General features: G+C 51.4%; 14 protein-coding genes. 8 read left to right on the forward strand and 6 right to left on the reverse strand.

Translation table 11 applies throughout. The features are described from left to right. Positions 1 to 43 precede the first annotated feature (43 nt). The 3 genes from slmA to coaBC all read right to left on the reverse strand — a co-directional run bounded on the left by slmA (position 44) and on the right by coaBC (position 2,405). A complete protein-coding gene (gene slmA / locus RT197_RS13230; protein WP_312951387.1) occupies positions 44 to 640 on the reverse strand; it encodes a nucleoid occlusion factor SlmA in 597 nt (198 codons plus the stop codon). A 117-nt stretch (positions 641 to 757) separates the two neighbouring features. Next, positions 758 to 1,216, reverse strand: coding sequence for a dUTP diphosphatase (gene dut, locus RT197_RS13235; protein ID WP_312951388.1), 459 nt, complete (start codon positions 1,214 to 1,216; stop codon positions 758 to 760). Next, the gene (gene coaBC, locus RT197_RS13240; RefSeq protein WP_312951626.1) at positions 1,194 to 2,405 is read right to left on the reverse strand and encodes a bifunctional phosphopantothenoylcysteine decarboxylase/phosphopantothenate--cysteine ligase CoaBC; all 1,212 of its coding nucleotides are present in this window, start codon (positions 2,403 to 2,405) and stop codon (positions 1,194 to 1,196) included. Before coaBC ends, dut begins: the two co-directional genes overlap by 23 nt. Before the next feature lie 171 nt (positions 2,406 to 2,576). Between coaBC and radC the strand changes: the two genes are divergently transcribed. The 4 genes from radC (at position 2,577) to mutM (ending at position 4,762) form a co-directional block, all read left to right on the forward strand. Further along, positions 2,577 to 3,242: a RadC family protein gene (gene radC / locus RT197_RS13245; RefSeq protein WP_312951390.1), complete on the forward strand. Its 666-nt coding sequence runs from the start codon at positions 2,577 to 2,579 to the stop codon at positions 3,240 to 3,242. Positions 3,243 to 3,458: 216 nt separating this feature from the next. Then, a complete protein-coding gene (gene rpmB / locus RT197_RS13250; RefSeq protein WP_002436699.1) occupies positions 3,459 to 3,695 on the forward strand; it encodes a 50S ribosomal protein L28 in 237 nt (78 codons plus the stop codon). 20 nt (positions 3,696 to 3,715) lie between these two features. Beyond that, a complete protein-coding gene (rpmG, locus tag RT197_RS13255; RefSeq protein ID WP_003024094.1) occupies positions 3,716 to 3,883 on the forward strand; it encodes a 50S ribosomal protein L33 in 168 nt (55 codons plus the stop codon). Between the two features lie 69 nt (positions 3,884 to 3,952). After that, the gene (gene mutM, locus RT197_RS13260) at positions 3,953 to 4,762 is read left to right on the forward strand and encodes a bifunctional DNA-formamidopyrimidine glycosylase/DNA-(apurinic or apyrimidinic site) lyase (RefSeq protein WP_312951394.1); all 810 of its coding nucleotides are present in this window, start codon (positions 3,953 to 3,955) and stop codon (positions 4,760 to 4,762) included. Between the two features lie 10 nt (positions 4,763 to 4,772). Here mutM and coaD read toward each other — a convergent pair whose 3' ends face one another. Both coaD and waaA read right to left on the reverse strand, forming a co-directional pair. Then, entirely contained in the window at positions 4,773 to 5,252 is a 480-nt protein-coding gene (coaD, locus tag RT197_RS13265; RefSeq protein WP_312951396.1) for a pantetheine-phosphate adenylyltransferase, read from the reverse strand. An 8-nt stretch (positions 5,253 to 5,260) separates the two neighbouring features. Further along, positions 5,261 to 6,538, reverse strand: a complete 1,278-nt coding sequence (gene waaA, locus RT197_RS13270) for a lipid IV(A) 3-deoxy-D-manno-octulosonic acid transferase (RefSeq protein WP_312951398.1) — start codon at positions 6,536 to 6,538, stop codon at positions 5,261 to 5,263. A 453-nt stretch (positions 6,539 to 6,991) separates the two neighbouring features. Between waaA and RT197_RS13275 the strand changes: the two genes are divergently transcribed. The 4 genes from RT197_RS13275 to RT197_RS13290 are packed head-to-tail and all read left to right on the forward strand — an operon-like array spanning position 6,992 to position 10,990. Beyond that, a complete protein-coding gene (locus RT197_RS13275) occupies positions 6,992 to 8,122 on the forward strand; it encodes a glycosyltransferase family 4 protein (protein ID WP_312951400.1) in 1,131 nt (376 codons plus the stop codon). Positions 8,123 to 8,166: 44 nt separating this feature from the next. After that, positions 8,167 to 9,237 carry a lipopolysaccharide core heptosyltransferase RfaQ gene (rfaQ, locus tag RT197_RS13280; protein WP_312951402.1) on the forward strand — a complete coding sequence of 357 codons (1,071 nt, stop codon included), beginning with the start codon at positions 8,167 to 8,169 and terminating at the stop codon, positions 9,235 to 9,237. 11 nt (positions 9,238 to 9,248) lie between these two features. Then, complete coding sequence (gene rfaP, locus RT197_RS13285) at positions 9,249 to 10,046, forward strand: lipopolysaccharide core heptose(I) kinase RfaP (RefSeq protein ID WP_312951404.1); 798 nt, start codon at positions 9,249 to 9,251, stop codon at positions 10,044 to 10,046. Continuing rightward, the gene (locus tag RT197_RS13290; protein ID WP_312951405.1) at positions 10,043 to 10,990 is read left to right on the forward strand and encodes a glycosyltransferase family 8 protein; all 948 of its coding nucleotides are present in this window, start codon (positions 10,043 to 10,045) and stop codon (positions 10,988 to 10,990) included. The genes rfaP and RT197_RS13290 overlap by 4 nt, the downstream gene beginning before the upstream one ends. Positions 10,991 to 11,024: 34 nt before the next feature. On the opposite strand, the gene RT197_RS13295 is transcribed toward RT197_RS13290, so the two are convergent. Continuing rightward, a complete protein-coding gene (locus tag RT197_RS13295) occupies positions 11,025 to 12,044 on the reverse strand; it encodes a glycosyltransferase (RefSeq protein ID WP_312951407.1) in 1,020 nt (339 codons plus the stop codon). Positions 12,045 to 12,108 lie beyond the last annotated feature (64 nt).

Here is a 12,108-nt window from a genome sequence, read left to right on the forward strand (position 1 = left end):
GCAGCGGGGAATAATGCAGCCCCGGCGGGCTGCATGAGCGTGATTACTGGAGTTGTGCGGCAATCAGCGGCCAGCGGGCGTCGAAGTCGTCCGTCGGGCGATATTTGAAATCGCTGCGCACAAAGCGCGACAGCATACCTTCGCAGAATGCCAGTAGCTGGCTTGCCAGCAGGGTTTCATCGGTGACATAGCCTTCACCTTCGCGCATTCTTTTTTCGCGCAGTACCTGACGCAACTGGGCTTCGATACGTTCGAAAAGCTGGCTGATACGCCCCTGGAGCCGATCCTGTTCGAACATCAGCGCGTGCCCGGTAAGAATGCGCGTCAGCCCCGGATTACGCTCACCAAACCCCAGAATCAGCAGCACGATCAGGCGCAGGCGCGCGGTGGTATCCTTCTCGTCTTTGAGGATCAGATTGATGCGGGTAATCAGGCTATCTTCGATAAATTCAATCAGGCTATCGAACATGCGCGTTTTGCTGGGAAAATGACGGTACAACGCCGCTTCGGAAACGCCTACGGAAGCGGCGAGTTTCGCCGTGGTAATGCGTTGACTGCCATCGCTGGATTCAAGCATTAACGCCAGAGATTGAAGTATTTCTTCGCGACGGTTCCTTTTCGCGGTTTGTTTTTCTGCCATGTTGCAAAATACCCCTGAAAATAAACAATGGTCAGGCGAGCATCCACACAGCGACCGCAAACCGGAAAGTTTGCGGTAATGTTATTGCGCTTGTGCGCTGTGGGATGCGTTAACGTTTTATTTGCGCCCGGAGTGACCGAAGCCGCCTTCGCCACGATCGGTGGCATCAAACGCGTCCACCAGATTAAATTCAGCCTGTACGATCGGAACAAATACCATCTGGGCGATACGCTCGCCTGGCTCGATGGTGAAGTTGTCCTGCCCACGGTTCCAGATGGATACCATCAGTTGGCCCTGATAGTCGGAATCGATCAGGCCCACCAGATTGCCCAGCACGATGCCGTGCTTATGGCCGAGACCGGAACGCGGCAGCATGACCGCCGCCAGAGAGGGATCGGCGATATGAATAGCCAGCCCGGTAGGCAGCAGCGCGGTTGCGCCGGGTGCCAGCTCAATGGCTTCGTCAAGGCAGGCACGCAGGTCAAGACCGGCAGAGCCGGAGGTGGCATAGGTCGGCAGCGGGAATTGCTCGCCAACACGCGGGTCCAGAATCTTAACGTCGATTTTTTTCATCATAACGGGTAACGATCTCGTCGAGTAATAATTGGCCCAGGAGTTCTTTGCGCTCAAGCGGTAAGATTTTATCTCCATCCTGCCAGAAAAGGTGCAAGGCATTGGTATCGCTGTTAAAGCCCTGATTCGCCAGCGAAACATCGTTCGCGCAGATCAAATCAAGGTTTTTACGGGTTCGCTTCTGCCGGGCGTATTCTTCCACATTAGTTGTTTCGGCGGCAAACCCTACGACGTAGGGACGATGGTCGTTAAGTGCGGCGACGCCAGCGACAATGTCCGGGTTTTTGACCATTTTTATTGTTAATTCATCGCCTTGCTTTTTAATTTTTTCTTCAGCAATCGCGATGGCGCGATAGTCTGCCACGGCAGCGCAGCCAATAAAAATATGCTGCTGCTGCGCGCTTGCCTGGACTGCGGCTTCCATTTCCAGCGCGGTAGTGACGTCCACCCGCTGAACGCGCGGCGGTGTGGGTAACGCCACCGGACCCGCCACCAGGGTGACGTTTGCGCCGCGTTTTGCGGCGGCGGCGGCGATGGCAAACCCCATCTTCCCGGAACTGTGGTTCGAAATGTAGCGTACCGGATCCAACGGCTCACGCGTGGGGCCAGCGGTAACCATAATATTGAGATGTTGCAGATCGTTGACGGGCGAAAAATGGGCCGCAGCCATATCGACAATCGTCAGTGGGTCGAGCATCCGCCCCGGGCCGATATCGCCACACGCCTGGCTACCGCTGTCCGGTCCCCAGAGCAGCAGCCCACGCTCGGCAAGCAGGTTCAGGTTATGCTGCGTGGCGGCGGCGCGATACATCTGCTGATTCATGGCGGGCACGACGGCAACGGGTGCGGGCGTCGCCAGGCAGATGGTGGAAACCAGATCGTTTGCCATGCCTGCGGCGACACGGGCAATTAAATCTGCGGTGGCGGGAGCCAGAATCACCAGGTCGGCCCATTTGCCCAGCTCAATATGGCCCATTGCGGCTTCGGCTGCCGGATCAAGCAGGCTATCGGAAACCGGGTATCCAGAAACCGCCTGTAAGCTCAGGGGCGTGATAAAGGCTTTGGCTGCGTCGGTCATTGCCACGCGCACATCCGCCCCGCGCTCGCGCAGACGACGCACCAGTTCCGGCGTTTTATAGGCAGCGATACCGCCGCTTACGCCGAGAACGATTTTTTTACCGGCCAGGCTCATCATGATCTTTCCTGTTGGATTACACCAGAAGCTGGGCATTTTATCACAATCCTGGTAGCACTGTGCGCCCTGGGCACTTTCACTTTGCGAGTGACTACGCAAGAGTGAAAAAGGCAGGTCGATGCGCCGGGCCAGCTATGGCAGCATATTCCCTCACAGCCAGGGGGGGATATGAAAACAGCCGCTGAAGAGTTACCGCGCGAGAAAATGCTGCGTTCAGGCATTGAATCGCTTAGCGAAACAGAGCTGCTGGCGCTGTTTTTACGCACCGGCACGCGCGGCAAAAATGTGATGAAGCTGGCGGCAGACTTATTAAATCATTTTAACTCTCTTTCCGACCTGATGGCGGCCGATTTGTCGCAGTTCGCCGAAATTGGCGGCATCGGCATCGCCACATACGCGCAGCTTCGGGCCATTCCTGAAATATCCCGCCGCTGCTATATCGAACGCCTGCGAGCGAAGCGCGCGCTGTTGAGTCCTGAACTGACGCGGGAGTTTTTACAGAGCCAACTGGTGGGTGAAGCGCGCGAGGTGTTTATGGTGATCTATCTTGATAGCCAGCTTCAGGTACTCAACTATCAGCGGCTTTTTGCCGGTACGCTTAGCCACGTTGAGGTGCATCCGCGTGAAATTGTACGAGAAGCCATCAAAGTCAACGCTGCCTCCGTGATCCTTGCACATAATCATCCTTCCGGTAGCGCCGAACCGAGTAAAGCAGATAAGATGATCACCGAACGTGTGGTAAACTGCTGTCAGCTAATGGATATTCGCGTACTTGATCACCTGGTGATTGGACGTGGCGAGTACGTTTCCTTTGCGGAAAGAGGCTTAATTTAGCCCTGTCGGCGCGATCCATCGGGATCTTTGTCTGTTCGGGACTTGAGCACATCGCCGACACAGCGTATACTACGCCACCTTTGAGAATCTCGGGTTTGGCATTTGGGCCTGGTAATCGCGAGTTCACTTAGAACCGCCGTGACCAGGCTTTACAGCCTGACGAGGCGTCAATACCCCATACGAAGCTCGAGCTAATTTGATTTTTGGAGAATAGACATGTCCCGAGTCTGCCAAGTTACTGGCAAGCGTCCGGTGACCGGTAACAACCGTTCCCACGCACTGAACGCGACTAAACGCCGTTTCCTGCCGAACCTGCACTCTCACCGTTTTTGGGTTGAGAGCGAGAAGCGTTTTGTCACCCTGCGCGTATCTGCTAAAGGTATGCGTGTTATTGATAAGAAAGGCATTGATACAGTTCTGTCCGAACTGCGTGCCCGTGGCGAAAAGTACTAAGTACTAAGAGGAAATAAATCATGGCTAAAGGTATTCGTGAGAAAATCAAGCTGGTTTCTTCTGCTGGTACTGGTCACTTCTACACCACCACGAAGAACAAGCGTACTAAGCCGGAAAAACTGGAACTGAAAAAATTCGATCCAGTTGTCCGTCAGCACGTACTGTACAAAGAAGCTAAAATCAAATAATTTTAGTGAATTGTACGAAAACCCCGCTCCGGCGGGGTTTTCTGTTTTCTGGCCCTGGAGAACATAAACATGCCTGAATTACCTGAAGTTGAGACCAGCCGACGCGGCATTGAGCCGCATCTGGTGGGCGAGACTATCCTCCACGTCGTTGTACGCAACGGAAGGCTGCGCTGGCCGGTCTCGGAAGAAATCCATACCCTTAGCGATAAGCCCGTGCTCAGCGTACAGCGTCGCGCCAAATATCTGCTGCTGGAACTGCCGGACGGCTGGATCATCATCCACCTGGGAATGTCAGGCAGCCTGCGCATTCTTCCGCAGGAGCTACCGGCAGAAAAGCACGACCATGTGGATATGGTAATGAGTAACGGTAAGGTGCTGCGCTACACCGATCCACGCCGCTTTGGGGCCTGGCTATGGACCAAAGAGCTGGAAGGACACAACGTGCTGGCGCATCTGGGGCCGGAGCCGCTCAGCGACGCATTTAACGCCGACTATTTCCGTCAGAAATGCGCGAAGAAAAAAACGGCGATTAAACCCTGGCTGATGGACAACAAGCTGGTGGTCGGCGTGGGCAATATTTACGCCAGCGAATCACTGTTTGCTGCCGGGATCCACCCGGATCGGCTGGCCTCATCGCTGTCGCATGAAGAGTGTGAATTGCTGGTGCGGGTTATTAAAGCGGTGCTGTTGCGCTCAATAGAGCAGGGCGGAACGACGCTGAAAGATTTCCTGCAAAGCGACGGCAAGCCGGGGTATTTTGCCCAGCAGCTTCAGGTTTATGGCAGGAAAGGCGAGCCGTGCCACGTTTGCGGTACGCCGATTGTGGCGTCGAAGCACGCTCAGCGGGCGACATTCTATTGCCGCCAGTGTCAGAAGTAGGCAGGGCGGGTTACTTCAGCTTCGCCAGCAGCGCCTGATGCACGTTAGGCGGCAGAAAATGCGTCACGTCACCTTCGTGACGCGCCACTTCTTTGACCAGCGTCGAAGAGATAAATGACCAGTCTTTTGACGGCATCAGGAAGACGCTTTCCAGTTCCGGCATCAAATGGCGATTCATATGCGCCAGCTGCATCTCATACTCGAAATCAGCAACCGCCCGCAGGCCACGGATTAGGATATTCGCCTGCTGATCGCGGGCGAAATTAGCCATCAAATCGCTAAACCCCGTCACTTCCACGCCCGGCAGATGCGCCGTGGCTTCTTTTGCCAGCGTCACGCGCTCTTCCAGCGTAAACATCGGTTTTTTGCTGGGGCTGGCGGCAATGGCGAGTACGACCTGATCGAACATGCAGGCTGCGCGGGTAACGATATCAATATGACCATTGGTGATGGGATCGAATGTCCCCGGATAAATTGCCCGTCTTTGCATGGCAGACCTCAGTGCGTTTTGGGTGGCAGATACGGTTGCAGCAGATGCAGGAGACGCTGTAGCGCGCCCTGATTCTGGTGCAGCACTTCCACGGCATGATGCCCATAGTAGTTACGATAATCTTCATCCGTCAGCAAAGAAGCAATCTCTTTTGTCAGAGAAGGGGCATCGGTGACCGTAATCAGGCCGTCCGCCTGCTCCAGGCGCGCGCAGATATCTTTGAAATTAAAGGTGTGCGGTCCCATCAACACCGGGATCGCGTGGGCGGCAGGCTCCAGCGGATTGTGACCGCCGCGCTCGACCAGCGAGCCGCCAACGAAGGCTAAATCCGCAATGCCGTACAGCAGCATTAACTCGCCCATGGTATCGCCGACGACCACCTGCGTGCTGCCGGAAGGCACTTCGCCAGAGGAGCGGGTGATATAGCTTAGGCCCGCCTGACGGACCAGACTCACCGCATCCGGGAAACGCTCCGGGTGACGGGGCACCAGGATCAACAGCAGATTAGGGAACTGTTGCAGCAGCGCCTGATGCGCCGCCAGCACGATGCTCTCCTCCCCGTCATGGGTACTGGTGGCAATCCATACCGGGCGACGAGGTGCCCACTGGCTGCGCAGGGTGATGGCTTTTGCCGCCAGTTGTGGGGTGACGGAGATATCAAACTTCAGGCTACCGGTGACGTTTAACTGGTTACGCTTTGCGCCAAGCTGGATAAAACGTTCACCGTCTTCTTCATTTTGCGCTGCAATCAGCGTGATCCGCCGCAGCAGCGTTTTAATAAATTTCCCCAGCTTGCCGTAACCTGCTGCGGACCGCGCGGAAAGGCGGGCATTGGCGATCACCAGCGGCGTTTTGCGCTTATAGAGGGCGGTGATGAGATTCGGCCACAGTTCCGTTTCCATAATTAACACCAGTTTGGGGTCAACTTTATTCAGAAAACGATTAATGGCATCCGGCAAATCGTAGGGTAAATAAACATGCTGCACATCTTTACCGAACGCGGACTGAACGCGCTCGGAACCGGTCGGCGTCATCGTGGTGACGGTAATGGGCAGCTCAGGATAACGATGGCGTAACGCGCGTACCAGCGGGATAGCCGCCAGCGTTTCACCGACGGAAACCGAATGCAGCATGATACCGCCGGGCTTCAGCGGGGTGCGGTAAAACCCGTAGCGCTCGCCCCAACGTTTCCGGTAAGCCGGAGCTTTACGACCACGCACCCAAAGCCGTACCCAAATGAGCGGCTGAATAAGGTAAAGCAATGTGGTGTAAAGCGATTGCAGCATAGTGTATGACTGGCTAATGAATGTGCTGGGGATTCTAAGTTTTTAGCGAAGCCTTTGCCATTACTTTTGCGGAATTTGCTTTAGGTTGGCTTAACCGGCAGCGAAAAAGAAGGCAGACTGGTCGATTTTTTAAGAATAACCACCAAAATTCGCGTATTTTGCTACGTTATTCATGACGCGTCTGGCAGGTAATGAAAAGGCGGAAATGGCTTCTTTTCGTTTATTATCAGTCAATTAATTGCCAGTCGGTTAAAAAACATTCATATCGGATCGCCGGGCAACTAGTGATACACTATCGCGCTAAATTGTCCTGGATAGCGAACTGGTAGCTATAAGCCTGAGCGGTAGCGTGTCTGCAAGCGCTCTTTTTATCGTTTCCGATGGCGGATAGAAAATGTAGGCCGCTGAATTCGTTGTGTTTTGTGACTGTATGACGTTGAACAGGGATCTGACATGATTATCGCGTTTTGCTTATTTAAATATTTTCCCTTTGGCGGATTGCAGCGTGACTTTTTGCGCATCGCAACCACCGTGGCGGAGCGCGGGGCAAAAGTGCGGATCTACGTGCTTTCCTGGCAGGGAGAGCGACCAGATAATTTTGACATTGTGACGGTTCCGGCAACGTCATCAACTAATCACGGCAAAAATAAAGAATATTATCAGTGGGTTCAGCAACATCTGGCACAGCATCCGGTTGACCGGATTATGGGCTTTAACAAAATGCCGGGTCTGGACGTCTATTATGCCGCCGATGTCTGTTACGCCGAGAAAGTCGCTAAAGAGAAAGGCTTTTTTTACAAGCTGACCCCGCGTTATCGTCACTTTGCTGCCTTTGAAGAAGCGGTATTCCGTAAAGGCGCAAAAACAGAGTTATTAATGCTCACCGACCGGCAAATCAGTGATTTTAAAAAGCACTATGGTACGGAAGATGCGCGTTTCCATATTTTGCCGCCGGGGATCTACCCTGACCGTAAATACAGCGCCCATCCGCCGGGCTGCCGTGAGCAATTCCGCCGCGAGAATAATATTGCTGCCGGTGAATTACTGATTTTGCAGGTGGGTTCTGACTTCTCCCGTAAAGGGGTGGATCGAAGCATCCGCGCTTTTGCCGCGCTGCCTGCGACCGTGAAAAGTAACGCCAGGCTGGTGGTGGTCGGACAGGATAAACCCGGTAAATATGAAGCGCTGGCGGAAAAGCTGGGCGTCAAAGGCCAGGTGTGGTTTTACGCGGGCAGAAACGATGTGTCGCAGCTCATGATGGCGGCAGATGTACTTATTCATCCCGCGTATCAGGAAGCCGCAGGCATCGTGCTGCTGGAAGCCATTGCCGCCGGGCTGCCGGTGCTGACAACAGAAGTGTGCGGTTATGCGCACTATATTCAAAAAGCGCAGTGCGGTGAGGTTATCGCCGAGCCTTTCCAGCAGGCCGCGCTGGATGCCGCCTTACTGAAGGCAGCGACGGACGACGCTCAAAGGACGCAGTGGGCCGAGAATGCCCGGCACTATGCTGATACAAAGGATATTTATAGTCTTCCAGAAAAAGTAGCCGATATTATTATGAATGAGTGCCACATATTTCAGTGAAACGATTAATGTAGTTCAGTTTGTCTTACTAAACCTGGATGGCTATGCGTAAATATAAAAAAATTCTGATTATCAAACTGAAGTTTCAGGGTGATGTACTGCTGACCACGCCGGTAGTCAATACGCTGAAAGAGCATTTCCCGGATGCGGAAATTGATATGATGGTGTATAAATCGACCGTACAGATAATTTCAGAACATATAAATATCCATAAAATCTACGGCGTGGCGGATAAAAAAGCGTCACCCTTAGAGAAGCTACGTAATATCTGCCAGGTTATTAAAGAAGTACGCGCAAACAAGTATGATTTAGTGGTTAACCTTTCAAGCCAGATTGCACTTGGTCTGGTGATGAGATGCATTCCCGCGCCCATGAAGATCGGCTTTAACTTTGGTCGGCAAAAATCGAAATATTGGGTGAATGCCTACGATAAAACGTTGGACGATGCCTGCGACCATATCGTCCCGCAAAACTTATCTATTCTTACGCTGCTGGGTATTGATCGTATGGTGAATCATACCTCAATGACTTATGAGGGCAGGCACTGGCAGCGTTTAAAAGCGCGAATGGATGAACTGGGGCTGACGAAAGAATACGTGGTTGTTCAGCCCACCGCCCGGCAAATATTTAAATGCTGGGATAACGATAAATTTGCCGCAGTCATCAATCACCTGATGGGCAAAGGATATGACGTGGTGCTGACGTCCGGCCCGGGCAAAGAAGATGCTGAAATTATTGATGATATTGTCAGCCAGTGTACGGTAAAACCCGTCACTGAATTTGCCGGGAAAACCTCTTTCCCGGAACTGGCTGCGCTTATCGATCACGCGATTTTATTTATCGGCGTTGATTCGGCACCGGGTCACATTGCGGCGGCAGTTGATACACCGGTTGTCTGTTTGTTTGGCGCAACGAAGCACCGCTTCTGGCACCCGTGGACGGAAAAGCTTGAGCTAATCTGGGCCGGTGACTATAAAACGATGCCGCTGCGAAAAGATCTCGATCGCAGTTTCAGATATTTAACCTATATTCCGGCAGAAGATGTCATCTGTGCTGCAGACAGAATGTTGACGCGCTACCCTGCGCCAAAAACCCTTTTTAACGATGTGAAATGATGGTGGGAAAGATGGTTGAGTTAAAAGAACCATTCAGAACGTTGTGGCAGGGTAAAGATCCTTTTCACGAAATAGAGCTACTGACGGGGCATGTTTATCGGGCGCTTGAAACGCGAAAGACGCTGCGCTTTGAAATCGATAACATCGGCTACTTTATCAAAATACACTACGGCACCACCTCAAAAGAAGTCGTTAAGAATCTGCTGTCGTTCCGTTTGCCAGTATTGGGGGCGGATCGGGAATGGAAGGCGATTCATCGTCTCCATGACGTCGGTGTCGATACCATGCACGGCGTGGCTTTTGGCATGAAGGGCATCAATCCGGTTAACATCACCTCTTTTATTATTACGGAAGAGCTGACCAATACGGTGAGCCTCGAAGATTATTGCGCAGAGTGGAAAAGCCAGCCGCCGGGTTATAACGCGAAAAGGAAACTGATTGCGCATCTGGCGACGACCGTCAGGAAAATGCACGCGGCGGGCGTCAATCATCGCGACTGTTACCTGTGCCATTTCCTGCTGCATCTGCCTTACGATCCCCATCACGATAAGCCGAAACTCTCCGTTATTGATCTACATCGTGCGCAAATTCGTCCCTCTGTCCCGCTGCGCTGGCGTAATAAGGATCTGATCGGCCTTTATTTCTCATCGTCAGAGATTGGTCTGACGACGGCAGATGTTTTTTACTTTATGCAGATCTATTTTGACAAGCCGCTGCGTGAAATCCTGCGCGATGAGCGGAATTTAATCGCTATTGCGCAGGTACGGGCGCAAAAAATCAAAGAAAGAACGCTGCGGAAAGGGTTATGATCAGTAAAGAGTCTATTATTAACGTCGTATTTTGTTCCGATGGTAATTACATCGAATACCTGGCGACGTCGCTGGCATCGGTTTATCACAATAATTTAGCCAACAATATTCATTTCCACGTTTTTTCTTATGATGTCAGTGAGTCACAGCTTGATAAGCTCCGCGCCCAGCCGGGAAATATTTCGGTCTATAAAATCGAAAATGCCGATCTTGCCAGTTATGACAGCCAGTCATCTTTAGCCCATATTAACAAATCCACTTATATCCGATTGCTGGTTCCGCGCCTGCTGCCGGAGAGCGTGCAGCGATTTGTCTATCTTGATGTTGATACCCTGTGCTTTTCCTCTCTGTCGGCATTAAACGCGATTAATATCGATCATCATATTTGCGCGGTAGTGACGGACAACACGAAAGACATTAATCGTAAAAACAGCCAGCGCATCGGGATGACCACGGACGCCTATTTTAACGCCGGTTTTCTCTACATTAACCGGCGCGCCTGGCTGGATCATGAGGTGGAACGCAAAACGCAGGATATTCTGCGCGATCGCAAAGGGCAGCTAAAGTATCTTGACCAGGATGCGTTAAACATTGTCCTTGAAAATAATGTGGTTTATATCGATAAGAAATGGAATTTGCTGTATACGCTGCTAAACGATGAGCAGCAGCAAAACTTTATTTACCGCGCAGAAACCATGCCGGTCATCATGCATTTTACCGGCGGACGTAAGCCGTGGTATCAGGAGCATCAGGGCGTCGGCCAGCACCTGTACCTTTTTTACCGCAACTTTACCGCCTGGCGCGATACGCCGCTGCGCAGCTACCGCGAGCGAATGCGGGCAACGGATTACCGGGTTTATGCCCGCAGGGCGCTACAAAAAGGCCATCTTGTGGAAGCGCTAAAAAATTATGCGGCGTACCTGAATAAGAAACTGAAGAAGTAAAAAAAAGCCACTGGCTCGGCACCAGTGGCTTTTTTTATGAGATCCGCTTTTTCCACTTCAGCCAGGTATAGGTGAGATAAGTTTTGAAGCTCTCGAAGCCTCGCCCCAGATATTTTTCATGGACCGATTTCTTTTTATACTGCTTTAAAGTGCTGGCTTCATAAAGCGGCTGGTCACGCCACGGCGATATTTTATAGATATCCGTAAAATATTTCACCGCCGGGTAGTCTTTAGCCCAGCTAAACCACGGTTTAGTGACGCCCACAAAATGGATAAAGACGGTATCCTCTTTTATAATTTCTTTGTAACGCCCGGCTTTGCGCAATTTAGGCTCATCGTCGAAATTATAAAAGGTGTTGAAACGTGAATTGATAAACTGGACTTTTCCGCGCACAAGAAGATTTAACGCATCCTGATCGGGGAACATCAGTTTAGGAGCCAGCTCTTCATTGGAATATGTGGCTACAATTTTTTGCAGGATATTATTCTGCCGCCACGCCTTCAGATTGATGTAAAGCATCCCCGCATTGAAATAGGTATCAGGTTCGAAATTGAATACCTCAACCGCTCTCTTCTGCATCATCTCCACGTCAATCACTGCCGCAACAATATTATCCCCAATATCAATATTTAATAATGGTTCAACGCTGCCTTTGCAAATAATATCAGCATCCAGATAGATTAAGTTATCGGTGTGCGGCTGCAAGTATTCACAGGTTAAAAATCGATAATACGTCGCGTAGGAATAGCGGATGGTGTAAGGGAATTTATCGAAGCAGTTATTATCAATAATATATATTGAAATATTGGTGCGGTAATGGACCGCTAATTCTTCTAATTTACTACAGATAGCGTCATCACAGTAGTCGGAGAAAATATGAAAGACAAAAGGCACGTCTTTATTATTTTCCAGCAACGACGTAATCGAGATACACGCCCCAAATAAGAAATTTTTGTCTACCCCGTAAGCAACGTCAAGGCGCCTGGCGGGGAAAACATCGGACGATGCGCCAGAAAACGTCTGTTGGCTTAGTATAGGATGCGTACCAAACATAACACTACCTGTAATAAAATTGCATGGCTAACTATAACATGTTAAGGCAGTGATGACTACCGGC

Origin of the sequence: Superficieibacter sp., assembly GCF_032071645.1 — a bacterium.
GTDB lineage: Bacteria > Pseudomonadota > Gammaproteobacteria > Enterobacterales > Enterobacteriaceae > Superficieibacter.